This window comes from Ruminococcus sp. (genome assembly GCF_017549005.1).
Classification (GTDB): Bacteria; Bacillota; Clostridia; order Oscillospirales; family Ruminococcaceae; genus Ruminococcus.
On the sequence record NZ_JAFYYT010000014.1, the window covers coordinates 12,507 to 37,537 of the forward strand.

The 25,031-nt window shown below is 45.1% G+C and carries 24 protein-coding genes; 6 read left to right on the plus strand and 18 right to left on the minus strand.

Going from position 1 to position 25,031, the window contains the following annotated elements; genetic code table 11:
- Positions 1 to 4 precede the first annotated feature (4 nt).
- Positions 5 to 838, plus strand: coding sequence for an ABC transporter ATP-binding protein (locus tag IKW96_RS05045; RefSeq protein WP_296571137.1), 834 nt, complete (start codon positions 5 to 7; stop codon positions 836 to 838).
- On the plus strand, positions 839 to 1,474 hold the full coding sequence (locus IKW96_RS05050; protein WP_296571142.1) for an ABC-2 transporter permease: 636 nt from the start codon (positions 839 to 841) through the stop codon (positions 1,472 to 1,474). It begins immediately after the preceding gene.
- 40 nt (positions 1,475 to 1,514) lie between these two features.
- Here IKW96_RS05050 and IKW96_RS05055 read toward each other — a convergent pair whose 3' ends face one another.
- Positions 1,515 to 2,579, minus strand: coding sequence for an FkbM family methyltransferase (locus IKW96_RS05055; RefSeq protein ID WP_296571146.1), 1,065 nt, complete (start codon positions 2,577 to 2,579; stop codon positions 1,515 to 1,517).
- Positions 2,580 to 2,600: 21 nt separating this feature from the next.
- Positions 2,601 to 3,023, minus strand: coding sequence for a PH domain-containing protein (locus IKW96_RS05060; protein ID WP_296571150.1), 423 nt, complete (start codon positions 3,021 to 3,023; stop codon positions 2,601 to 2,603).
- 294 nt (positions 3,024 to 3,317) lie between these two features.
- On the opposite strand from IKW96_RS05060, the gene rpsO reads away from it, so the two are divergent.
- Together rpsO and IKW96_RS05070 are read left to right on the plus strand one after the other, a co-directional pair.
- Positions 3,318 to 3,584, plus strand: coding sequence for a 30S ribosomal protein S15 (rpsO, locus tag IKW96_RS05065; protein WP_294750319.1), 267 nt, complete (start codon positions 3,318 to 3,320; stop codon positions 3,582 to 3,584).
- Positions 3,585 to 3,750: 166 nt separating this feature from the next.
- Complete coding sequence (locus IKW96_RS05070; protein ID WP_296571154.1) at positions 3,751 to 5,874, plus strand: polyribonucleotide nucleotidyltransferase; 2,124 nt, start codon at positions 3,751 to 3,753, stop codon at positions 5,872 to 5,874.
- 81 nt (positions 5,875 to 5,955) lie between these two features.
- Here the strand turns inward: IKW96_RS05070 and nrdG are convergent, their stop codons facing one another.
- The 3 genes from nrdG to IKW96_RS05085 form a co-directional block, all read right to left on the minus strand.
- Positions 5,956 to 6,456, minus strand: coding sequence for an anaerobic ribonucleoside-triphosphate reductase activating protein (gene nrdG, locus IKW96_RS05075; protein WP_296571159.1), 501 nt, complete (start codon positions 6,454 to 6,456; stop codon positions 5,956 to 5,958).
- A gap of 9 nt (positions 6,457 to 6,465) precedes the next feature.
- Positions 6,466 to 8,784, minus strand: a complete 2,319-nt coding sequence (locus IKW96_RS05080; protein WP_296571162.1) for an anaerobic ribonucleoside triphosphate reductase — start codon at positions 8,782 to 8,784, stop codon at positions 6,466 to 6,468.
- Between the two features lie 247 nt (positions 8,785 to 9,031).
- Positions 9,032 to 9,880 carry a hypothetical protein gene (locus IKW96_RS05085; RefSeq protein WP_296571167.1) on the minus strand — a complete coding sequence of 283 codons (849 nt, stop codon included), beginning with the start codon at positions 9,878 to 9,880 and terminating at the stop codon, positions 9,032 to 9,034.
- 193 nt (positions 9,881 to 10,073) lie between these two features.
- Between IKW96_RS05085 and IKW96_RS05090 the strand changes: the two genes are divergently transcribed.
- A complete protein-coding gene (locus IKW96_RS05090) occupies positions 10,074 to 10,424 on the plus strand; it encodes a zinc ribbon domain-containing protein (RefSeq protein WP_296571169.1) in 351 nt (116 codons plus the stop codon).
- Between the two features lie 48 nt (positions 10,425 to 10,472).
- Positions 10,473 to 11,126, plus strand: coding sequence for an orotate phosphoribosyltransferase (gene pyrE / locus IKW96_RS05095; RefSeq protein ID WP_296571172.1), 654 nt, complete (start codon positions 10,473 to 10,475; stop codon positions 11,124 to 11,126).
- A 79-nt stretch (positions 11,127 to 11,205) separates the two neighbouring features.
- Here pyrE and IKW96_RS05100 read toward each other — a convergent pair whose 3' ends face one another.
- From IKW96_RS05100 to IKW96_RS05160, 13 genes are all read right to left on the minus strand, one after another.
- Positions 11,206 to 12,417: a permease gene (locus tag IKW96_RS05100; RefSeq protein WP_296571175.1), complete on the minus strand. Its 1,212-nt coding sequence runs from the start codon at positions 12,415 to 12,417 to the stop codon at positions 11,206 to 11,208.
- A gap of 67 nt (positions 12,418 to 12,484) precedes the next feature.
- Complete coding sequence (locus IKW96_RS05105) at positions 12,485 to 14,086, minus strand: FAD-dependent oxidoreductase (RefSeq protein ID WP_296571178.1); 1,602 nt, start codon at positions 14,084 to 14,086, stop codon at positions 12,485 to 12,487.
- A 12-nt stretch (positions 14,087 to 14,098) separates the two neighbouring features.
- A complete protein-coding gene (locus tag IKW96_RS05110) occupies positions 14,099 to 14,782 on the minus strand; it encodes a 4Fe-4S dicluster domain-containing protein (protein ID WP_296571181.1) in 684 nt (227 codons plus the stop codon).
- A gap of 15 nt (positions 14,783 to 14,797) precedes the next feature.
- On the minus strand, positions 14,798 to 15,625 hold the full coding sequence (locus tag IKW96_RS05115) for an FAD/NAD(P)-binding protein (protein ID WP_296571184.1): 828 nt from the start codon (positions 15,623 to 15,625) through the stop codon (positions 14,798 to 14,800).
- Positions 15,625 to 16,644 (minus strand): 4Fe-4S dicluster domain-containing protein, encoded by a 1,020-nt coding sequence (locus tag IKW96_RS05120; RefSeq protein ID WP_296571188.1) that lies wholly within the window; start codon positions 16,642 to 16,644, stop codon positions 15,625 to 15,627. The genes IKW96_RS05115 and IKW96_RS05120 overlap by 1 nt, the downstream gene beginning before the upstream one ends.
- Entirely contained in the window at positions 16,644 to 17,615 is a 972-nt protein-coding gene (locus tag IKW96_RS05125) for a 4Fe-4S dicluster domain-containing protein (RefSeq protein ID WP_296571191.1), read from the minus strand. The genes IKW96_RS05120 and IKW96_RS05125 overlap by 1 nt, the downstream gene beginning before the upstream one ends.
- The gene (locus IKW96_RS05130; RefSeq protein ID WP_294750294.1) at positions 17,600 to 18,046 is read right to left on the minus strand and encodes a hydrogenase iron-sulfur subunit; all 447 of its coding nucleotides are present in this window, start codon (positions 18,044 to 18,046) and stop codon (positions 17,600 to 17,602) included. The genes IKW96_RS05125 and IKW96_RS05130 overlap by 16 nt, the downstream gene beginning before the upstream one ends.
- On the minus strand, positions 18,037 to 20,028 hold the full coding sequence (locus IKW96_RS05135; RefSeq protein ID WP_296571195.1) for a CoB--CoM heterodisulfide reductase iron-sulfur subunit A family protein: 1,992 nt from the start codon (positions 20,026 to 20,028) through the stop codon (positions 18,037 to 18,039). The genes IKW96_RS05130 and IKW96_RS05135 overlap by 10 nt, the downstream gene beginning before the upstream one ends.
- Before the next feature lie 13 nt (positions 20,029 to 20,041).
- Complete coding sequence (locus IKW96_RS05140) at positions 20,042 to 20,425, minus strand: 4Fe-4S dicluster domain-containing protein (RefSeq protein WP_296571197.1); 384 nt, start codon at positions 20,423 to 20,425, stop codon at positions 20,042 to 20,044.
- Positions 20,418 to 21,215 carry a CoB--CoM heterodisulfide reductase iron-sulfur subunit B family protein gene (locus IKW96_RS05145; RefSeq protein ID WP_296571199.1) on the minus strand — a complete coding sequence of 266 codons (798 nt, stop codon included), beginning with the start codon at positions 21,213 to 21,215 and terminating at the stop codon, positions 20,418 to 20,420. The genes IKW96_RS05140 and IKW96_RS05145 overlap by 8 nt, the downstream gene beginning before the upstream one ends.
- A 24-nt stretch (positions 21,216 to 21,239) precedes the next feature.
- A complete protein-coding gene (gene fumC, locus IKW96_RS05150; protein WP_296571201.1) occupies positions 21,240 to 22,616 on the minus strand; it encodes a class II fumarate hydratase in 1,377 nt (458 codons plus the stop codon).
- 522 nt (positions 22,617 to 23,138) lie between these two features.
- Positions 23,139 to 23,780, minus strand: coding sequence for a redox-sensing transcriptional repressor Rex (locus tag IKW96_RS05155; protein WP_296571203.1), 642 nt, complete (start codon positions 23,778 to 23,780; stop codon positions 23,139 to 23,141).
- A gap of 21 nt (positions 23,781 to 23,801) precedes the next feature.
- Positions 23,802 to 25,013: an NADP-dependent isocitrate dehydrogenase gene (locus IKW96_RS05160; RefSeq protein ID WP_296571206.1), complete on the minus strand. Its 1,212-nt coding sequence runs from the start codon at positions 25,011 to 25,013 to the stop codon at positions 23,802 to 23,804.
- Between the last annotated feature and the right edge of the window lie 18 nt (positions 25,014 to 25,031).

Below are 25,031 nucleotides of genomic sequence, written 5' to 3' on the forward strand. Positions count from 1 at the left end.
TTTTATGAACGCTATTGAAATAACAAATCTTACAAAAAACTATAAGGGCTTTAAGCTGGACAATCTTTCCCTTACCCTTCCGAGCGGCTGTATCATGGGTGTTATAGGAGAAAACGGAGCAGGCAAAAGTACGACTATACGTTCTATCCTTGGTATGGTGAAACCTGACGGCGGAGACATAAAAATAATGGGCAAAAAAATGAATGCCGACCTTAAAAACGATATAGGCGTCGTGCTTGACGAAGTCGGACTTCCGGCAATAGCAAACGTCAATGACGTAAATAAAATAATGAAGAAATTCTTTAAAAACTGGGACGAAAAGCAGTTTTACAGCTATATGGACAGGTTTTCGCTCCCAAGAGACAAGAAGTTTGGGGATTTTTCAAAGGGCATGAAAATGAAGCTTGGGATCGCTGTGGCTTTGTCCCACAAAGCAAAGCTTCTTATACTTGACGAGCCTACAAGCGGTCTTGATCCGCTCGTTAGAGATGAGATAATAGACATTCTTAACGATTTTACACGAGATGACGATCATTCGATACTTATTTCGTCGCATATCGTAAGCGATCTTGAGAAGATATGCGATTATATTGCATTTATCCACAACGGAAAGCTTATGCTCTGTGAGGAAAAAGACATACTTCTTGAGAAGTTCAGGTTTATCAATGTGACCGAACAGCAGCTTTCAGAGCTCGACCAGTCGGCAATAAGAGGAAAAAAGGTCGGTAAATTCGGAGTTGAAGCTATTGCTGAGGCTGAGAAGATCCCCTCGGGTTTCAGTTCCGTACCTGTCACAATAGAAGATCTTTTTGTATTTATGGCTAAGGAGGAAAAATAAATGAAAGGCTTGATTTTTAAGGAAATAATTACTACATTCAAGAATAATAAACTCTCTGTTCTAGTATTACCAGCTTTTGCACTTTTTGGTATTTTTAACCATCAAAATATGTTTCTTATGTTAGTTCCAGCTCTTTTAGCTATGCTTCCACTTGGTCAGATGACTCATGACGAGCTCTGCCATTGGGACAGATATGTACAGTGCTTGCCTGTGGACAAAAAGAAAATTGTTTCTTCAAAGTATGCTATGGTCCTTATTTTATCAATGATTTCAACAATTATAATCGGTACTGTAATGGGAATAATGAATTACAGAAATCATGGTAGTATAAATGAAGTAATATTCATGATGATATGTTCAATGATGATTGGATTATCTGTTCCCTGTATTTCAATTCCAATAAATCTTAAATATGGTACCGCAAAAGGTAGGATTATTTATATGATAATAGTTGGTATTATTTGTGGAACACTGCCTGCTGTGTTGCTTTCCGATTCTGGTAAGTTAAGCGATAAAATGGTTAAGTTATTCAGTAATACGGCTGTATTCAGCGGAGTTGCTTTTATAGTATTAGCTGCAATGCTGCTCATATCGTGGGTGATATCCATAAAAATATATGAAACAAAAGAAGTGTGAATATAAAGAAAAGCGATAGACTTACTGTCTATCGCTTTTGTCATGTTGTAGCGTAAAGATTTGTTTCCCATGCGGGAATGTACAACTGATGTCTTATATACAGCTTATAAGACGGGTTGAGCTTCTTTATAAGAAGCGGAAGCTCGAATATATCTTCGTTTCTGTGATAGAGCGACACCATGAGCTTAGGCGCGTAATGTGCTATGGTAAGGGCTGCCCCCCATATAGCCTCGCGCTCAAAGCCTTCAACGTCCATTTTTATAATGGTAGCAGGCTTCTTTGAGAGAACGCTGTCGACTGAAAGTGCGCCTATCATATTATCCGACTCAGCTGTGATAGCTGACTGGCGTCCTGCCTTTGCGGCAAACGGGAGCTCTCCGTCTACACACCATGCTGCCGAATTAAAGGCATAAACATGGGACATTCTGTCGATGAATTTTGCAAGCTTCTTGAAATTCTTCTTATCAGGCTCAAGCGCGTAAATGGAAACATAGCTTCCGTGTGTGAATTCAAGCAGTTCCTTGATAGTATCGCCGTTATATGCTCCGAGATCTACGTATACCTCGTTCATTGTGGGCTTTATTATTTTTTTGTAGATATCAGCCTTTGTTGTAGTTACTGCGGAAAGGTACTCTATCTTGCCGCTTATCTTGAAGTTTATAATATTTGCATATACCTTGCGTGAATAATCATCGGCAAGGCTGTCATAGACCTGTTGTATCTTATCCGCATTTTCCATGCAGTACTCATAAGTGAACAATCCCCTGCCAACTACAGGAACATCGGGTACATAGAGAGTGTGCTTTGAGGCGATCTCCACGACTTTATCGACTATCTCCTGGTATCCTGCGGCAAATGCAAGCACAACTACGAAATCGTCTACAGCTTCTTCAATCTCTGAAAGCTTATGTACTCTGTATCCCTCGAAGGAATGTCCGCGGACAAAGTCGTCACTGGCAAATATACCTGCTACAGTTATATGCTTCTCACGGAAAACGGACATTATTTTCAGTGCGCCGTCTCCCATTCCGTAGATAAATATCGGACGTTCTTCGGCTTTAAGCCTGTCCCAGCTGGATTCTTTTTCTGTAATAAACGATAGCATTTCTTCCAATCACCTCTGAAATCAAAAATCTCCGTCACTGTCGTGCATATCGTCGTAATCGTCGAAGTGATCGTGACCTGAATGGAATCCCATCATATCCCTTCCTCTTATGCCGTATCTGTCGCGCATTATATTCAGGTATTTGTCTATGAGCTCAGAGACCTTTCTTACATTCTTTACGCAGTGTACTTCCTTTGACGGAGTATCTGCGTCGCGGCTGTATATGATTATCGTTCCGCAGTTGAAAAGACGCTGAAAAAACGGATATTTGACTTTTTTATCTGTGATCTTGTAAAGATCTATCTCATCCTCGTCGATACTGAGAAAACCTGTACGTGTTATGAATTTCGTTTCCGTAAGATAATAACGTGTAAAAGTAAGAGGCAGTCCGAAAATTGAACGTTTTTTGTCTGTCCATACATATTCAAAAGCATTTTTTTTCATGGTTTGATCCTCCAATCCGTTAATCCGTCAGAACTCGCTACATATATTTTAACACATTACAACGGAATAGTCAACTATATTCTTTAATAAAACGATATATACAGACTTTGATAACGGTGCTGCGACAACTTCCATTCACATAAGCGCAAGAAAAATTCGCAAAAAATGAAAAAAAGGCTTTACAAATTTATTATTATATGGTATAATATTATCACCGTGTACTTGGTCCGGGGCATGACCTCGATTTTCACCCCCCACTGAGTTGACGGAATATTTTATCAAGAGGTGCTTCAAATGTTATTGAAGGATGAAAAGACAGCCGTTATCGAGGCTAACAGAACACACGAAAACGATACAGGTTCACCTGAGGTTCAGATCGCTATTCTTACAAGAAGAATCAACGACCTTACAGAACACCTCAAGAGCCACAAGAACGATCACCACTCAAGAAGAGGTCTTCTTAAGATGGTTGGTCACAGACGTAACCTTCTTGCATATCTCAAGAAGAAGGATATCAACAGATACCGTGCTATCGTAGAAAAGCTCGGTCTCCGTAAGTAATCTTGTTTATAAAGGCAGTGGGGTTCTGTACCCTTCTGCCTTTACGTCTATCAGAGTGCAGGGATTAGAAGTCAGAGGCAAGAGCCGGAACGTTTTTTCAGGCTTTTACCTCTAACTTCTAAAGGCTCTCCTCTGAAATATTATCATAAAATTGGAGGCAAATCAGATGTTTGAAAACTACAGAACTTTTGAAACAACGTATGCAGGCAGACCGCTCATCGTTGAAACCGGCAAGACCTGCGGACTTTCCAACGGTTCATGCTGGGTAAGATACGGCGAGACAGTTGTAATGGCAAACGTAACAGCAAGTGCAAAGCCAAGAGAGGGCGTTGACTTCTTCCCTCTTTCGGTTGATTATGAGGAAAGACTTTACTCAGTAGGCAGGATCCCCGGCTCGTTCACAAAGCGTGAGGGCAAGCCTTCCGAAAAGGCTATCCTTACTTCACGCTGTGTCGACAGACCTATCCGTCCTCTCTTCCCGAAGGACATGAGAAATGATGTTTCTGTTGTAATGACAGTTCTTGCTGTAGAGCCTGATAATTCACCTGAAATCGCAGGTATGATAGCTACTTCAATCGCTATCTCTATTTCTGATATCCCGTGGAACGGACCTATCGCAGGTATCAATGTAGGTCTTGTTGACGGCGAGATCGTTCTCAATCCTACTCTTGAGCAGAGAGCCAAGACTGACCTTAACCTTACAGTTGCAGGTACTGCTGAAAAGATCGTTATGATAGAAGCTGGAGCTAACGAAGTTCCCGAGGATACAATGCTTGACGCTATCCTTACAGGTCACGAAGAGATCAAGAAGATGGTAGCATTCATCAATGATATCCGCGCTCAGATCGGTAAGCCCAAGTTTGAATTTGAGTCAATGGAAGTTGACCACGATATGTTTGACGCTATCGAAGCATTTGCTTCCGACCGCGTAAAGGTAGCTCTCGATACAAACGACAAGAACGTTCGTGATGAGAGACTTGCTCCCATCATAGATGATATCCATGCTAACTTCGATGAGAAGTATCCAGAGCAGATACCTATGATCGACGAGTGTATCTATAAGCTCCAGAAGAAGATCGTTCGCGCATGGCTGTATGAAGGAAAGCGTGTTGACGGCCGTGGAATCGACGAGATCCGTCCTCTTGCTGCTGAAGTTGGCGTTCTCCCCCGTGTTCACGGTTCAGGTCTCTTTACAAGAGGTCAGACACAGGTACTCACAGTATGCACACTTGGTCCTGTAAGCGACTGTCAGAAGATAGACGGTCTTGACGAAGAGGATTCCAAGAGATATATGCACCAGTACAACTTCCCGAGCTATTCTGTCGGCGAAACAAAGCCAAGCAGAGGTCCCGGACGTCGTGAGATCGGTCACGGTGCTCTTGCAGAAAGAGCTCTTGCTCCTGTTATCCCCTCTGTTGAGGACTTCCCGTATGCTCTCAGACTTGTTTCCGAGGTGCTTTCTTCAAACGGTTCTACGTCACAGGGCTCTATCTGCGGTTCGACACTTGCGCTTATGGACGCAGGCGTTCCGATAAAGGCACCTGTTGCAGGTATTTCATGCGGACTTATCACACTTCCCGACAGTGATGACTTCATGACTATGGTAGATATCCAGGGTCTTGAGGACTTCTTCGGCGATATGGACTTCAAGGTCGGCGGTACTCACAAGGGTATCACAGCTATACAGGTAGATATCAAGGTTGACGGACTTACTCCTGCTATCATCAAGCAGGCATTTGAGAAAACAAGAAAGGCTCGTATCTACATCCTTGATGAGATAATGCTCAAGGCTATTCCTGAGAGCAGACCTACAGTCAATAAGTATGCTCCCAAGATGCTCCAGACAAAGATACCTGTTGACAAGATACGCGAGGTTATCGGTCAGGGCGGTAAGGTCATCCAGAAGATATCTGCTGACTGTGATGTTAAGATCGATATCAGTGACGACGGAAATGTATTTATCAGCGGTGTTGACGGAGATAACGCAAACAAGGCTCTCCAGATAATCAATACTATCGCTAACGATCCTGAGGTCGGCGCTATCTACAAGGGCAAGGTCGTAAGAATAATGGACTTCGGCGCATTTGTTGAGATAGCTCCCGGTAAGGATGGACTTGTTCATATCTCCAAGCTGGACAAGCAGAGAGTTGAAAAGGTTGAGGATGTTGTTTCTATCGGTGACGAGATCGTTGTAAAGGTTACAGAGATCGACCGCCAGGGCAGGATCAATCTTTCTCGCAAGGACGCTCTTGCTGAGATCGAGGCTAAAAAGTCAGGTTCAAACAATTAAAAATTCAGGGCAGCCTTTCGGCTGCCCTGTCGTGTTATTACAGTAAAAAGCAGACTCAAGAAGTCTGCTTTTTACACTTATTTATGGATCAGCTTCGACTGCTCTGCCTTCTTCAAGGCTTTTTTGACAGTCGATATAGCGCTGATTTGAGCTTCCGCGAAACTTTATTTCCCAATCCTTCTGTTCAAGGATGAACGGTCCGTCAATAAGAATATCAGTTACACCAAGCAGCTCGTTCCAGTTATTCTGGTCACGGGAATCGAAAAGCTTTTCAAACGTATAGCCCGTATACGTTACGATATTAAGACCAAGCTTTTTTATCTCTTTTCCAAGAGAAGCAAGTGCTCCCGCCTGACAGAAAGGCTCTCCCCCGCTGAATGTCACGCCGTCCAGAAGAGGGTTCCCTTTTATCTTTTCAAGCAGCTCGTCGGTACTGACAATAGTTCCGCCGCTGAAATCATGAGTTTGCGGATTGTGACATCCTCTGCAATTATGAGGACATCCCTGTACAAATACTGTAAATCTTATTCCCGGGCCGTCAACGATAGAATCATTGACGGTTCCGGCAATTCTGAGTTCCATTATATCACCTTATACATCATGCTTTACACGGTCGTGTTCTTCCGCGCGTTTGCCGTTGTTGAAGCGGTCAAGAGTTCCTACAAGGTATCCTGTGATACGTCTAATCCTGTCAAAGGCAACATTGTCTGAATGTTCCTTTCTGCCGCAGCATGGACAGGTCTCACCGATGATACCGGTATATCCGCAGCATGGATCGCGGTCTACAGGATGATTTATAGCTCCGTAGCCGATGCCTGATTCCTTCATGCAGCGAACTATCTTTTCAAAAGCGCTGAGATTTTCAAGCGGATCGCCGTCAAGCTCGATATAGCTGATGTGACCTGCATTGGTAAGCTCATGGTAGGGAGCTTCTATTTTTATCTTCTCGAAAGCACTGATAGGATAATATACAGGCACGTGGAAAGAGTTTGTATAGTAGTCTCTGTCGGTAACGCCTTCGATAATGCCGTATTTCTTAGCGTCCATACGTACAAAACGTCCAGAAAGTCCCTCAGCAGGGGTTGCGAGGAGTGAGAAGTTGAGACCTGTACGCTTTGACTCTTCGTCAAGTCTCTTCCTCATGGAGGATACTATCTCCAATCCGAGCTCACGTGCTTCTTCGCTTTCACCGTGATGTGCTCCGATAAGAGCTTTAAGAGTTTCGGCAAGTCCGATAAAACCAACGGAAAGTGTACCGTGTTTGAGTACCTCTCCTACTGTATCGTCGGGACCGAGTTTGTCGGAATCAATCCATATTCCCTGTCCCATAAGGAAAGGATAGTTCCTTACCCTTTTCTGAGATTGGATCTTGAAGCGGTGCATGAGCTGATCTATAACGAGTTCCATTTTTTCCTCGAGCATATCGAAGAAAAGTCCTACGTTGTGGTCAGCCTTTATTGCAAGTCTCGGAAGATTTATAGATGTAAAGCTGAGGTTTCCTCTTCCTGTGACAATTTCCCTCGAAGGATCAAAATTGTTTCCGATAACACGTGTACGACATCCCATGTAAGCTATCTCGGTATCGGGATTGCCCTCCTTGTAGTACTGGAGGTTGTAAGGTGCGTCGATAAACGAGAAATTCGGGAAAAGTCTCTTTGCAGATACTCTGCAGGCAAGCTTGAAAAGGTCATAGTTGGGATCGGTGGGGTTATAGTTTATACCCTCTTTGATCTTGAAGATGTGTATCGGGAATATAGGCGTCTCGCCGTTGCCGAGGCCTGCTTCCTGTGCAAGAAGAACGTTCTTTATTACCATTCTTCCCTCGGGAGTTATATCTGTACCGTAATTTATCGAACTGAACGGAGTTTGTGCGCCTGCACGGCTGTTCATGGTGTTAAGGTTGTGGATAAGCGCTTCCATAGCCTGATAAGTAGCTCTGTCTGTTTCTTTTTCAGCGTTTCTTGTGGCGAAAGCCTGAATTTTCTCAGCAGTTTCCTTATCGGTGTACTTGAGCAGCAGTTCCAGTTCCTTTTCCTTGTAGCCGTTATCGTTTGCAAGAACAGGCTGGAGCCCGTATTTTTCGGTAAGTTCTTTCTTTATCTCGTCAACAGCCTCGAATTCGTTTTCAACGCCGCCTAAAAGTGACAATGCTCTTGCGATATTCTGTCTGTATCTTGCGGCATAGGTCTTTTTAACACCGTCAGCCATAGCATAGTCAAATGTAGGGATACTCTGACCACCGTGCTGATCGTTCTGATTGGACTGGATAGCGATACAGGCAAGAGCCGAATAGCTTGCGATATCGTTTGGCTCTCTCAGGAAGCCGTGTCCTGTTGAAAAGCCGTTTGTAAACAGCTTTTTCAGGTCGATCTGTGTACAGGTAGTCGTCAGTGTGTAGAAATCAAGGTCGTGTATATGTATATCGCCCTCACGGTGAGCTTTTGCGTGTGCAGGCTCAAGGACGTACATTTCATAGTATTCCTTGGCAGATACCGAGCCGTACTTGAGCATTGTGCCCATAGCGGTATCGCCGTCGATGTTGGCGTTTTCACGCTTTATGTCACTGTCTTTTGCAGGACTGAAGGTAAGCTCATTCAGGACGCACATCAGATTGGTTTTCATCTCACGTGAGCGTGTGCGCTCGTAACGATAGAGAATATAAGCCTTTGCTGTTTTAGCGTGACCTTTTTCAATGAGAACTTTTTCTACAAGATCCTGTATCTCTTCAACAGTTGGAGTTTTTCCGGGGTTTTGTTCCTCGTAGAGTCGGCATACCTCAACGGCAGAATCCATAGCCGTGTTGAAATCCGTGCCGCCTCTTGCTTGTGCAGCTTTAAATATAGCATTTGCGATCTTTTCTATATTAAAAGGAACTTTTCGTCCGTCTCTTTTAATAATGTGTATTATCATTTCTATACCATACCTCCAAACACAATATATAGTGTCTGTCTTTCTAATGCTCTTCTAATATTATATATAATTATATTTGATATGTCAATGTAGCATATGTACAATAGAAGAGCTTAAATCATAAGAATAATTGTGATAAATATGCATAAATTATTTATAAAACGTGCTTTTGGCGATATTCGGGCGTTTAAAAGACGTCTACTAAATGTAAAAGCTCCAACACTATATATAGTGTTGGAACTGGAAATTATACTGTGTGACAAAGTATGTATTCGGTGATCTTTTTGAATGCTTTTTCTGTAAGAGCACCTGTTTCGGAGTTGATATATTCTTCCGATATCGTACCGTCAACGCTCTTCAGAGCGGTATTAGTGTCAAGGCAATATACGCCTGTCATATTCGCAATTGTAAGAAGCTTTGTATTGTATTCGTTTATTAGGCTGTTGTTAACCTTCTCATTGCTTTCGAGAACAGGCGGGAGCTGTAATATATAGATGTCGGCAGATGTGAGATATCCCCTGACATTTTTTACAAACTCAGTATAATTCGATACCATATCGTCGACTTCCGACGTGCCGATGTCGCTTCCGAGCATTATATAGATATTTTCCGGCTTTTTTGCCTGGAGTATCTCATAAGCGGTCTTGTTTCCGTAGGAAGTATCTATTGTAACTGTATTGCAGCTTGCTGCGTTAAGGGTATCGTTTCCGATAACATCTTTGAGATCTGTATATTTGTCGATACCGAGAAGTGAGGAATCTGTTACAAGGCAGCAGGAATCAAGATAGGATTTGTCTTTTGCCTGAGACTGCTGTATCGGATTGGCAAGCTTATTCTGCGGCTTTTCATCCTGATTTTCGCTGCTTTCGGCTGCGATACTTTCGTCCGGAGCTTTATCGGAGCTCTCTTCGACAACGACCTTGTCAAATTCTTCATCCCAGAAGTTCTGGTTCATGTTTGCAGCTACCATATATATTATGAAGCAGCCCAGAAATGAGAGCATGAATATAAAGATAAGTCCCCATATACTGAATCTTAACTTAGGTCTGCCTCTTTTTTTATCTGAAATCCTTGTAATGCTTTTCTTTTTTGCCATATTTTCTCCCGACTCATGAAGAGCTGCCGAATTACGGTGAACGGCATACCGAAATGTGTCATACATGAATATTATACCCCATTTTGACTATATTTGCAATAGATTTCTGCTATTTTTTTATTTCGATATGGACTTGAATTTCATGGAAAAAAGGTCTATAATATTACTATAATCGCTTTAGGAGGGATGAAATGTGTTCCACTGCGGCAAACCTATGATAAAAGGCGTTTTCAAGATCGAACAGCGGGGTATCCCGTCAAGGCATTCGACTCTCGTTTATCCCGTGTCCACGTTCTTTGAGAATGATACTATGATATGCGAGGTACCGACGGATAAGACACTGGGATATTACTGCGCTGAATGCGGTATGCTCATAGGAGTTTTTCCTGTTACCCACCCTACAGGCTTTGTCGGGGAGTTCAATAAGGATATCGACGAGAGCATAGACATTCTTCCTAAGAAGATATGCAGTGAATGCGGCTCGGAGATCGACGTGGACTATCCGAGATGCCCTTTCTGCGGTCATATATTTGAAGCGATATGATATCAATGCCTGCACTGCAGGAAATTTACATAATGGAGGTCATTATTTATGAATTACAAGGAAAGCTTTATTAAATTCATGGTGGACTGCGGTGTTCTTACCTTTGGTGAGTTTACACTCAAAAGCGGCAGAAAGGCTCCGTATTTTATAAACTGCGGAAACTACAAGACAGGCGCTCAGCTTGCGAAGCTCGGCGAGTATTATGCTGAGTGCATAAAAGCTAATGATATCCCCGTAGATACTCTTTTCGGACCTGCTTATAAGGGTATCCCGCTGGCTGTGTCTGCTGCTGTGGCTCTCAGCAATAGGTTCGGCATAGACGCTGCATACTGTTTTGACAGAAAGGAAGCAAAGGATCATGGTGAGGGCGGTATGTTTGTCGGAAAGGAACTCAGGGACGGCGAAAATGTCGTTATCATCGATGATGTTATGACATCCGGAAAGGCTCTACGTGAATCTATGCCTAAGCTTATGACTGCTGCTGACGTTAACGTTACAGGTATGGTCATCACAGTTGACCGTATGGAAAAAGGCACAGGTGAGCTTTCTGCTGTTCAGGAAGTCAAGCGTGATTTCGGTGTTATTGTTTATCCAATTGTTACAATGGAAGATATCATCAGTGCTATAAAGAATGATATCGTTCCCGGCAAGGAATACCTTGATAAGATGCTTGAATACAGAGCACAGTACGGTGTTAACTGAGTTCGGTACATAAAACGAAGAAAGCCCTAAAACAGTTGAATCCAACTGTTTTAGGGCTTTGATTTTTACGCTTTTGTGTTTATTTGAAAAGTATTATCAGGAACTGTTCAACAAGAACTACGGAAATAAGTGCTACAGGGTATGTTGCTGCATAAGCAGAAGCAACATTTTCAGTGCCTGCTGTGCTTATAAGCGTTCCGAGAGCGGGTGTTGAAGTCATACCGCCTGTAATAGAGCCGAGATTGTTAAGAAGGCTGAGTTTGAGTACATATTTTGCGAAAAGATAGCCGATTACCATAGGTAGAATTGTGAGAATTATTCCATATATAAAGTATACGGCGTCAAAATACTGTACAAACTTTGCTCCGCCAGAAACACCTGCACCAATAAGGAAGAACATGAGTCCGAGTTCGCGGAATACCTTGAGGGTGGAGTCTTTGGGAGTTACGGAAAACTTGCCGAAATGTCCGAAGTGACCGAATATAAGCGAAACAAGTAGACAGCCGCCTGTTGTTGAAAGTGAAAAATTCCCGAATTTGAATGAACCGATGATAATACCGAAAAATGCTGCAAGAGCAAACGGCATTATTCCGAAGCTGTCCATTTCTATAAGCTTTGCCGCTTTTTTTTCTTTTCCGTCGCTCTTTGATGCAGGAATAAGGAGGGCTCTCTCTTTTTCCATATTAGCTTTTGAGAGCTTCGGGATTATCTGAACAAAAAGTACAACACCTATAACTCCGAATATGTACGCGATAGCATATCCGACTGAAACTATGCTCTGGAGATGATCTGTTCCCACAGCGTCCTTTGCTGCCGAGAAACCGGGGGTACTTGTAAGAGCTCCCGAGAGTATGCCGGAAAGCATTGCGGTGAATTCCTCACTTGTAAGGTCTGTGAAGTTTCTGCCTATAAGTACGCAGCCTGCACAGACAAGTCCTGCGCTGAAAATAATGATAACAGCAAGAAGAACGTAGGATTTGAAATTTTTTTTGAAATTTCCGAAGAAATTGGGGCCTGCAATAAAACCTACTGCCGTAACGAACAGTATAAGACCGAGGTTATCCACTATTTTCAGAGCGGATCCAACGAAATCGGTATTTATCTCGCTTGAAAGCTGCTTGTAGAAGATACAGCCGTATAAAAGCGAGATAATGAATACGCCTGCAGTACCGAGAGATATACCCTTTATGGTAATTCTTCCGAGTACGTATCCGAGGGCTGCAATCGCAATTACGGAGATCATAAGGAATGAAACACCATGAATTGAAAGTATTCCATTAAATAATTCCATTTTTTATCACTTGACTTTCTTGTATAATAACATTTTTATGGGACGCTTTTTACGGCGTCCCTTGTATTTATTTCTTTCTTGCATAGTGCGGAAGGAGCATAGGTGAAGCTATTCCGCTTGCGGCACCTGCCGCTTCGAGTTCCTTGTTGAAATTCTCGATATGAGCAAGTGTGAGCTTTTCAGGAGAAGCTGTTTCCTTAGCCTTTGCAGCTGCATATATTCCTGCGTTTCTGCCGAATACGATAACATCGAGGAGCGAGTTGCCCATGAGTCGGTTTCTGCCGTGTATACCGCCTGCTACCTCGCCTGCAGCATAGAGGTTCTCAACGCCTGTAGCGCAGTCGTCGGATATCTCAAGACCGCCGTTCTGATAGTGGAGTGTGGGGTATACGAGGATAGGCTCCTTGCGGATATCAATGCCGTATTTGCCAAACATTCTCATCATGGCAGGGATACGCTTTTCGATAGTTCCTTCACCGTTCTTGTACTCTATCATAGGCGTATCAAGCCATACAGCCTTTCCGAGCGAGGTCTCGATGCCCTTGTTACGCTCTGTGCATTCGCGTATTATGGAAGCTGCTGTAACATCACGGGTCTCAAGTGGGTGCATGAAGACGTCACCGTCGATATTTACGAGCTTTGCGCCGAGTGAACGCACCTTTTCGGTAACGAGAGCTCCGAATATCTGCTCGGGATAGCCTGTGCCTGTAGGGTGATACTGCAAGGTGTCAGCATAGAGAAGCTTTGCGCCTACTCTGTAGCCGAGAATGAGTCCGTCGGCAGTTGCACCGTAATGGTTTGAGGTCGGGAAGCCCTGATAGTGAAGTCGACCTGCACCGCCTGTTGCGATGATAACTGTTTTTGCCTTTGCAACAAGGAGCTCCTTTGTTTCCATGTTCATGAGAACAGCACCTGCTGCCCTGCCGTTTTCGTCAAGGATTATTTCGATTGCAGCTGTGAAATCAACTACCGGGATACCTCTGTTGATGACTTCGTCGCGGAGAGTCCTCATTATCTCAGCGCCTGAGTAGTCCTTTGCTGCGTGCATTCTCTTGCGTGAAGTTCCGCCGCCGTGAGTTGTTACCATAGTTCCGTCGGGTTCCTTGTCGAACTCAACGCCAAGCTTATTGAGCCACTGTATAGCCTCGGGAGCTTTTGTTACAAGTTTTTTTACAAGCTCGGGCTTTGCTGCGAAATGTCCTCCGCCGAAAGCGTCGAGGAAATGTATGGCAGGAGAATCATTGGGTTTGTCGGCAGCCTGGATACCGCCCTCAGCCATCATTGTATTTGCGTCGCCGATACGGAGCTTTGTTACGATCATTGCCTTTACGCCTACCTCGTCTGCCTCTATTGCAGCAGAAGCACCTGCGCCGCCTCCTCCGATTATAAGTACGTCTGTCTCGTAATCGGGTGCAGTAAGGTCTACGTCGTCAGCGCTGATACGGCTCTTTCCCTGGAGAAGCTCTGCAAGCTGAGTAGGGACTTTGTCTCCTTTATTAACGCCTGCGGAGAGAACAGTAAATTCTTCCTGCTTATAGTCGGGGTGAAAATGTGCAAGAAGCTCGTCCTTTTCCTCTGCCGTCATTCTTCTCGGTTCAAGAGCGGCATTATCGGCTCTTTTTTCGGCAACTATCTTTGCAAGTTCATTGAGTTTTTCTATCTTATACATATTCTCCCCTCCTTACTTCTCGATCTCGCGATGGTTGTACATATCTTTTATCTCGTCGATGTTGTTAACAGCCTTTGTCATGAGCTCTTCGATCTGCTTGTCAAAGATACCTTCGTTAACTTCGTTTACACGGTCGGAAAGATGACCACATTCGGGTTCTATGTATTTACCGTTGAGACGTCTTGCAAGCATAGCTACCTGTGGGTGGGAAATGCCTGCTGGACATCGTGATGAACATACTCCGCACATTACGCAGTCAAAGCTCTCCTCGGCACATTTCGCGTATTCGCCTCTCTGTGCATATGCGATATACTGCATAACGTTGAGCTCCTGGGTACAGGCCTTTGTACAGGCGTTGCAGCCTATACAGCTGTATATCTCGGGATAAAGCTGCATCATTATCTGCTGATCGGGCTTTATATCTTCGATATTGTATACCCTTTTTTCAAGTGGGAAGAAAGGAAGAGTTGCTATGTACATACCCTCCTGTATCTCAGTCTGACAGGCAAGACAGCCGTGAAGCTCTATCTCTCCTTTTATTCTGTATATCGTAGCGCAGGCACCGCAGAAACCGTTGCGGCAGCCGCAGCCTCTGACAAGCTCATAGCCTGCATATTCCATAGCAGTCATTATTGTAAGACCTGCCGGCACCTGATATTTCTTGCCGAACAGGTAAACATTCAACATATTTTCCATGCAAGTTTCTCCTTTTTAATATTCATCAGGCAGTTCGCCAAGCTGATCGAAACGGAAAACAGGACCGTCTTTGCATACGTATTTATTACCGATATTGCAGCGTCCGCACTTACCTACTCCGCATTTCATGCGAAGTTCCATGGTAGTATAGACCTGAGTCTCCTTGAAGCCGAGCTCTTTAAGTCCTGCAAGGGTGAATTTTATCATTATCGGCGGTCCACAGATGAGGACTGTCTTGTTTATGGAAGGATCGAGCTCCTTGACATAGTTGGGAACAAATCCTACATGACCGTCCCAGCCCTCCTGAGGATTATCAATAGTTAGATTGACTTCGATACCGTCGTCGTTCATCCATTCGTCTATTATCTCCTGATAATCCACGAGGTCGTCCTTTGAACGCGAACCGTAGATCACCTGTACGTCGCCGTAGTTGGAGCGGTTATCGCGGACATAGTTTATTACCGAGCGAAGCGGTGCAAGTCCGATTCCTCCAGCGATGAAGAGGAGATCCTTGCCTTTGAGTTCTGTTTCAACTGGGAAAGCGTTGCCGTAAGGTCCGCGTATAGTTATCTGCTGACCTACGTCCATAGCGTGGAGCCATGTTGTGAGACAGCCGCATTTTTTTATGCTGAATTCCATGAACTCCCTGTTTGTAGGCGAGGAGGTTATGGAAAACATAGCCTCACCCACTCCCGGTATGGACAGCATTGCACACTGTCCTGGCATATGCTCGAAAACCTTGCCGCCCTCGGGCGAAACTACCCTGAAAGTCTTGACATCAGGAGTATCCTGCCTTATATCGGTAACTACTCCGATGTAAGGTATCAATGTATCATTATTCATTACTTTACCTCCAGCGCTTTCATTACCTTGACGATATTCATGGATATGGGACATTTTGCAAGACATCTTCCGCAGCCTACACAGCCGAATTCGCCGTTATTGTTTGCAGGGAAATACACCAGCTTGTGCATGAATCTCTGACGGAAGCGTTCAAGCTGAGTAAGTCTTGGGTTTCCATGTGCCATTTTGGTGAAATCAGAGTACATACATGAGTCCCAGCAGCGGAAACGTTTTATGCCGTGGCCTGTATTGAAGTCCTTTATGTCATAGCACTGACAGGTTGGGCAGACAAAGGTACAGGTGCCGCAGCCGAGACAGCTCTCTGAAAGCTCGCCCCACTTGTCGGAGTTAAAGTACTCATTGAGCTTGTCTCCGCCGAAATTATCGGTAGTAAGTTTCGCAAGAGGAAGCTTTTTAAGTATCTCTCTTGTTTTTGCACGAACTTCTTCAAGTTTGGAAGTATCGCCATCTTTAAGGAGAGAAGCAATGGAATCAATGAACTGCTGTCCTTTTTCATTGTGTGCTTCTATGAACAGGCTCTCGCCGTCGCTGTAGCAGGCGGCGTCACCCTCGGGAGCAGCTGCATCTATGCCGAATGTACCGCAGAAGCAGGTCTCGGCAGGGCGTGTACACGCCATAGCAACAACAGTTCCGTGGTCGCGGCGGTTCTTGTAGTAGCTGTCCACAGGTTCTGCAAGGAAAACCTTGTCAAGTATGGTGAAGCTTCTTGCGTCGCAGGCGCGGACTCCGAATATGACAAAATCCTCCGATTCCTCGCGGACATCAATTACTTCGATATTTTTACCGTCCATTTTGAAGTCCACAAGATTTTCGGTCTGCGGAAAGAAGAAGTCTTTTGCGCTTCTGACTGTGTTGAGAGCGCTGCTGAGCTTCATGCCGCTTTCGTATTTTCTGTATTCGGCAGCTCCGTCCTCTCGGTCGGTGGGGATATAGAGAGTTTTTGTAGCTGAAATGGCTTCAAAAAGCTTATCCAGCTTATCAAGCGATATTTTCAGCATTATTCAACTCCCCTTTCGTGAACGATGTTTGCTTCGCAGTCGTTCTGTTTGTATTCATTGAGGGGAGCGCGTGATACTGCGTCCTCTCCTGCCTGGTATTCGCCGTAAAATGCGTTTATATCCTTTATGAATTTGCGGTTGAGCAGATGTAGCGGTATATTCTGAGGGCATACTCTCGAACATTCGCCGCAGTCGGTACACCTTCCCGCAACGTGGAAGGCACGGATAATATGGAACATATTCTCTTCAAAGCTGTCGGCAGGAGCCTTGTTCTCAATGCCTGAATCCGGATTGTCGAATACGCACTTTTCACAGGTGCAGGCAGGACAGACGTTGCGGCAGGCATTGCAGCGTATGCACTTTGAGAGCTGCTCTCTCCAGAAATCGTAACGCTCCTGAGCAGTCATATTTTCCAGCTTTTCCACCATGTCGAAGCGGTTTGAGTCGAGGACATCGCCCTCTTCTCCCATGAGCTCGTCGTATATAACGTGCTTTTTGCTTTTGCATGAAGCGCATTTGTCAAGGACAGCTTCGTAGAACGGCATGGACTCCTCGCCGTAGACTGTCTCTATTTTCAGAGTGTAATTTTCGTTTTTGACGCTGAGTATTCCCGTAATTCCCTTTGCTTTTATCTTCTCGGCGTCGAGCTTCGGACCGCCTGGGATACCTACGATATATACGTTTTCGCGAACGACTCTGTGCTCTTTTACGAGCTGATTGAAGCTGTATGTGTCGCAGGGCTTGAGGAAGGCAAGAACCTTACCATCCTTTCTGCTCTCTTTTACAAGATATTTAGAAACATTTGCAGCTGTAAAATCATCGTATACAAAGCTCTCATCGAGTTCCTCTGCGCTTGTGAATACAGCAGGGGTGATATCGTAAGCGAACTCTCCCCTCTTCCAGCCGATGACGCGATCAACGACGCCGTCAGCCAAAAGCTGTTTTGCTTTATTTATCATTGCTTCCTGCATCTTAGATCCTCCAATCTGCGGTTGGGACCGAGTTTTTTGACAGCTTCCGTAAACTCGTTCATGGTCGCTGCGAACTTAGCTCCCTCAGCTGCCGATACCCATTCTACCCTTGTTCTGTCGCGCTCTATACCAAGGAAATCCAGCATACTGAAAAGCAGGGTCATTCTTCTTCTTGTGAAGTAGTTACCCGAGGTATAGTGACAGTCTCCAGGGTGGCAGCCGCAGAGGATAACTCCGTCAGCGCCGCGCTGGAAAGCTCGGAGTATGAACATAGGGTTTACTCTGCATGAGCAGGGAACTCTGATTATCTTTATATTATCGGGATAGTTCAGCCTGTTTGTACCTGCGAGGTCGGCGCCGGCATAAGAGCACCAGTTACAGCAGAATGCAACGATTAGAGGCTGAAACTCTTTGTTTTCATTTACTTGCATATTGCGTCCACCTCCGCTATGATCTGGCTGTTGGAAAATCCGTTAAGGTCCATTGCTCCCGAAGGACAGGCTACCGTACAAGCGCCGCAGCCCTGACATACAGCAGGGTTAACGCTTGCGACACGGCGTACAGCAATGGTCCTGTCAGGCATTTTGAACTCCTTGTCTATGTATGTGATAGCGCCGTAAGGACAAACCTTTTCACATGATGAGCAGCCATTGCACATAAGCTCGTCCGAATGAGCAACACATGGATTGCAGGTAATGCTGTTCTTTACGAGAAGAACGATCGCCTTGGCAGCTGCCGCACTTGCCTGTGCGACGGTTTCGGGGATATCCTTTGGTCCCTGACAAGCTCCCGAGAGGAAGATTCCTGCGGTTGCGCTCTCAACAGGGCGGAGCTTCGGATGAGCCTCTGTGAAGAAGTCGTTGGTATCCATCTGTGTAGTGAGCATGGTCGCAAGAGGACGGGCTGTCTTGTCGGGCTCGATAGCTGCTGCAAGAACTACCATATCTGCGTCAATATGGAGCTGTTCGTTTGCAAGAAGATCGGAAGCCTGAACATCAATCTTTCCGTCCGAGCGAGGAGTTACTTTTCCGACCATTCCCTTTATGTAGTGAACATTGTACTGCTCAACTGCACGGCGGTAGAACTCGTCGAAGTTCTTGCCGGGAGTACGGACATCTATATAGAATACGTAGACCTCGGTATCAGGGTACTTCTCGCGGATTAGCATAGCGTGCTTGGCTGTATACATACAGCATATCTTCGAGCAATAGGGCTTGCCCTTGCTGTCGTCACATCTTGAGCCAACGCACTGTACGAAAACTATCTTGTGCGGGTGGGTCTTGTCAGAAGGACGGAGAAGAGTTCCGCCGTTTGGTCCGGCAGCATTCATCAGTCTTTCAAGCTCCAGCGATGTTACAACGTCGGGGCACTGATTATATGCAAATTCGTCGTATTTGTCGAGCTTTATGGGCTCAAATCCCGTAGCTACGACGATAGCACCGTATTGCTGCTCTATTAACCTGTCCTCCTGCTTATAGTCGATAGCGCCTGCTGAGCAGACTTTTGAGCATACTCCGCATTTGCCTGTTTTCATCATCATGCAGTTGTTCGGGTCGATAGTAGCTACCTTCGGAACAGCCTGGGCAAACGGGATATATATTGCTGATCTGTTGTCGAATCCCATATTGAACTCGTTGGGGACTTTCTTCATGGGACATTTTTCGGTGCATAATCCGCAGCCTGTACACTTTGTCTCGTCAACGAAACGTGCCTTTTTCTTTATTGTTACCGTGAAGTTGCCAACAAATCCTTTTACATCGGCTACCTCACTATATGAATGGATTGTTATGTGCTCGTTCTGCGAAGCTTCAACCATTTTCGGAGTGAGGATACAAGCGGCGCAGTCAAGCGTCGGGAAGGTCTTGTCGATCTGAGCCATTTTACCGCCGATCGTGGGCTTCTTTTCTACTATATCAACATCGAAGCCAGCCTCTGCGATATCAAGAGCGGTCTGTATACCTGCGATACCGCCGCCTATAACGAGAGCTCTCTTTACAACGGGGCTCTCCCCTGCTGTGAGCGGAGCATTGAGGTGGACTTTGGCAACAGCAGCTTTTCCGAGAATTATAGCCTTTTCCGTAGCACTTGCAATATCCTTGTGTATCCATGAACACTGTTCGCGGATATTTGCTATCTCAACAAGGTATGGATTGAGGCCTGCGGAAGCTGCAGCATTTCTGAATGTATTTTCGTGCATTCTCGGGGAACATGAACATACCACAACTCCTGTAAGCTTATGCTCCTTGATAGCGTTCTTTACAAGGTTCTGACCTGATTCGGAACACATATACTGGTAATCCTGAGAGACTATGACTCCCGGTTCCCTGCCGAGGGCTTCTGCAACTGCTTTTACATCGACTGTTGCAGCGATATTTGTTCCGCAGTGACAGACAAATACACCTATTCTCTGCATTTTACTGTCCCCCTTACTTTATGTATTTCCTGAATGCTGTGACTATTGCCTGCTGAGGCATATCGTCGTCAAGCATTCCGGGTATCTGATTCGGGTTTATATGGTTATTTCCCTGCTGACGGATTGCTGCAAGGCGTACTGCTTCAACTACCTTTGCAGGCTCTACGTTTCGCGGACACCTGTCAACACAGGCAAAACAGGTCAGGCATTTGTATATGGACTTTGAGTTCATGAGAGTCTCGATATCTCCGCGCTCCACCATATATACGAACTGGTGGGGATGATATTCCATTTCGTCGTAGGACGGGCAGGTTCCCGAACATTTTCCGCAGCGCATACATTTCAGTACATTAACGCCGCTTGAACGGAGCACCTGTTCCTTGAGGTTCTTATTCATTGTCATCCCCCTTTACTCCGAGAGCTTCTGCGAGTATTTCCGTGAAATAGTAAACAGGAAGTGCGGAACCGCCGTTCTTTCTGAGATTGTACATACACAGCGGACAGGCTGTGATCACCATTTCAGCTCCCTGATCCTCTGCCGACTTCATTACACTATTACTCCTTTTCTGAGCCTGAGCCTTGTCCTCAAGGGCAATATAGCCGCCGCAGCACTCGTTCCTCTGAGCGTAGATAACAGGAGTACCGCCGAGAGCACGTATGAAGTCTTCGATGATAGTCGGGTTTTCAGGATCGTCCATTGCGAGGGCTTTTGAAGGTCTCAGCAGCAGACAGCCGTAATAAGCAGCAATTTTTTTACCTGTGAGCGGATTTACCACTTTCTTTGCAAGCTCGTCAAAACCTATAACATCTCTGAGCATTTCAAGGTAATGGTATACCGTGGCTTCGCCGCAGTAGGGCTCGTCAAGTCCGAGGTAGCTGTTCACCTTTGAAGCCATTTCATCATCGTGTGATATATCGTAATTTGTCTGCTTTATAACGTTATGACAGGCGGAACAGACGGTGATGAGCGGTCTGCCCGCAGTTTTGGCAGCGTTTAAAGTCCTTACTGCCGAAAGCTTTGTTGCAATCTCGTCCTTTGCGGTCGTATAAGCTCCGCCGCAGCACTGCCAGTCGGCAGGCTCTTCAAGGCCGATACCGAGAGCTTTTGCGGAAGCTCGGGCGTAAACGTCGAGAGTTTTTGCTTTAGTTCTCAGCGTACAGCCCGGGTAATAAGTAAAAGTTTCCATACGCACTTTTCCTTTCGTTTTATATCAGACCATTTCTTCCGGGTGGAATACTTCGTCAAATTTTTCGGCTGTGAGGAATCCGAGCTCCACACAGGCTTCTTTAAGGGAAATATTGTCCTTAAAGGCTTTCTTGGCAGTCTTTGCGGCATTTTCGTAGCCGATATATGGGTTGAGAGCGGTTACGAGCATGAGGGAATTATGAAGATTATTGTGCATTTTCTCTTTGTTTGCTCTTATTCCCACTGCACAGTTCCTGTTGAATGATGTTATTGACTCAGCGAGAAGTCTTGCCGACTGCAGGAAGTTGTAAGCGCATACGGGCATGAATACGTTGAGCTCAAAATTTCCCTGTGATGCAGCCATTCCTACAGTTACGTCATTGCCCATGACCTGTACCGCCACCATTGTTACCTGTTCGCACTGTGTTGGATTTACTTTTCCGGGCATTATAGAAGAGCCGGGTTCATTCTCGGGAATGAATATCTCCCCGAGACCGTCGCGTGGTCCCGAAGCAAGCCATCTTACGTCGTTGGCGATCTTCATCATATCGGCAGCAAGCGCCTTTAATGCTCCGTGAGCAAAAACTATTTCGTCCTTAGAAGTGAGAGAGTGGAATTTGTTCGGCGATGAACGGAAGTCCTTACCGGTGAGCTTTCCTACGTTTTCGGCAGCTTTTTCAGCGAATCCCTTTGGTGCGTTCAGACCTGTGCCGACAGCTGTGCCGCCGAGTGCGAGCTCCTTGAGCTCCTCACAGGCTGCAAGAATCATCTTTTTGTCTTTTTCGAGCGAAGCTCTCCAGCCGCTTATTTCCTGTGAGAATTTTATTGGAGTTGCGTCCTGCAGATGTGTGCGTCCGCTTTTTACGATACCCTCGTTCTCAGATTCAAGACGGATAAAGGTTTTTATAAGATCCTTAACGGCAGGTACGACCCTGTCCTCAAGAGCGAGAACGGCTGATATATGCATTGCCGTTGGAAAAGTATCGTTGGAGGACTGGCTCATATTGATATCATCGTTCGGGTGGAGAAGAGCTTTTCCTGCGATTTCGTTTCCACGGTTGGCGATGACCTCGTTGGTATTCATATTCGACTGTGTACCGCTTCCCGTCTGCCATACAACAAGCGGGAAATGCTCATTGAGAGAGCCGCTTATGACCTCGTCGCAGACTTTCATGATGATATCGCACTTTTCTTTGGTCATTTTCTCCGGCTTGATCTCATGATTTGCCATAGCGGCAGCCTTTTTCAGAATACCGAGAGCATGAGTTATCTCGCGGGGCATTGTTTCTATACCAACGCCTATAAGGAAATTTTCATGGCTTCTCTCGGTTTGTGCGCCCCAGTACTTGTCTTTGGGCACTCTTACCTCTCCCATTGAATCATGTTCGATACGGTAATCCATTTTAATATCCACTCCCAGACAGATTTGTCGGAGCAAGTGTACATATCGACACTTTCTCCCTTATTTCAAACGTATACATTATAAGTATAACAGTATCTTGCGATTATTTCAAATTCAGTTTAAGAATATTGCTATTCAGATATTGATATCTAATTAACAATTCTTTTTTAATTAAAAACTTAATAATATTTTTATATGATATATTGTTTTATATATCAGCTTTTGAAAATGAGTGCATAAATGGTAAATCAATATAATTTTTGGCATTATTCTTCCTGTTACAGGCTTCGCTGAATGTTTGCCACGAGTAGTATATAATCATACCAAACAAGTAGTTTTATGATATGTGCAATAAATCACGGTAATATTTTTATGCAAGCCATATAATTGCTGTGAGAGCACAGGAATACATCTATTCCAAATAATATATAATCATGCTGAGGGCTTGATATTTTTTTCACACTGAAGTATATTTATCGGCAGTAAAAAACGGAGCTTCACAAGAAACTCCGTTTTGTATCGTTACTTATTGTTTTCAAGATTGTTCAGACCGTAGGATAGCGTTGTAAGGCTGTCTCCGAGGTGAACGTTCTCAACAGCCACGCCTTTGTGTAAGACCTTGAGGTCGTAGTGCGTGAAGTTCCAGAAAGCTTTGATGCCACACCCGATAAGTGTATCCACAAGCTTTTCGGCAGATGACATTGGAACGCAGAGTATAGCGGCGACAGGCTTGTTTTCTGCACAGAATGTTCCTACCTCTTCAATGCTTCTGACCTGCAGTCCGCCGAGATCCTTGCCGATTATATCAGGATTTACATCAAATGCACCTATGAGGTCGAATCCCTTGTTGTGGAAATCTATATGGGTCGCTATAGCTTTTCCCAGATTTCCTGCACCGAGAAGGATCATCGGAGTAAGAGTATCAAGTCCGAGTATCTTTCCTATCTCGAAGCGGAGGTCGGTTACGTTATAACCGTAGCCCTGCTGGCCGAACTCACCGAAGCAGTTGAAATCCTGACGTATCTGTGAAGCTGTAAGCCCCATTTTTTCCGAAAGTTCGCGTGACGAAATGCGTATGTAGCCATTGTGTTCAAGCTCGCCGAGAAAGCGATAATATCGCGGGAGCCTTCTTATTACTGAATTGGATATTGAGCTCTTTGACATTACGATATGCCTTCTCTCTTATTACATTAATTTGTCGAGTCTGATCTTTATTTCGTCAAGGAATGTTTTTGAATCTACCTTGCGCTTATTATCGAGCTTGGAGATAAGGTAGAGGTCGCCTGTCATGATACCGTCCTCAATAGTCTGGATAGTTGCCTTTTCAAGCTTGTCGGCAAAGTCGCAGAGTTCCTGTGTGCCGTCAAGCTCTCCCCTCTTGCGGAGGGCTCCGCTCCATGCGAAGATGGTAGCAACAGAGTTTGTTGAGGTCTCCTCACCCTTGAGGTATTTGTAGTAGTGGCGCTGTACTGTTCCGTGAGCTGCTTCATACTCATAGATACCGTCGGGAGACACGAGTACAGAGGTCATCATAGCGAGACTTCCATAAGCGGTTGACACCATGTCTGACATAACATCACCGTCATAGTTCTTGCAAGCCCATATGTAGCCTCCGTTTGAACGGATAACTCTTGCTACTGCGTCGTCTATTAGAGTGTAGAAATACTCTATGCCTGCGGCTTCGTACTTTTCCTTGTATTCTTTATCGAATATCTCCTGGAAGATGTCCTTGAAGCGGTGGTCGTACTTCTTTGAGATGGTATCCTTTGAAGCAAACCATACGTCCTGTTTGAGGTCGAGACCGTAGTTGAGACAAGCTCTTGCGAAGCCTGCAATAGAAGCGTCAAGGTTGTGAAGTCCCTGGATAATACCGTCACATTTTGTAAAATCGTGGATAAGCTCGCGTGTTTCGTTGCCGTTTTCGTCTGTTACAACGAGTTCAGCCTTGCTGCCCTTGCTTACGCGCATTTCTGTGTTCTTGTAAACATCGCCGTATGCATGACGGGCAATGGTTATCGGCTTTGTCCATGTGGGGATATAAGGCTCGATGCCCTTTACTATGATAGGAGTACGGAAAACGGTTCCGTCAAGGGCTGCACGGATAGTGCCGTTTGGAGACTTCCACATCTGGGTGAGGTTGTACTCGGGCATTCTTGCAGCGTTCGGAGTGATCGTAGCGCACTTTACAGCTACGCCGTACTTCTTTGTAGCTTCTGCTGAATCTATGGTCACCTGATCCTTGGTCTCTTCTCTGTGCTTGAGACCGAGGTCGTAGTATTCAGTGTTGAGCTCTACATATGGTTCAAGGAGAGTTTCCTTTATCCACTGCCAGAGGATCCTTGTCATCTCGTCGCCGTCCATTTCAACGAGCGGCGTTTTCATGGTGATTTTTGCCATTGGTTCATACCTCCGTAA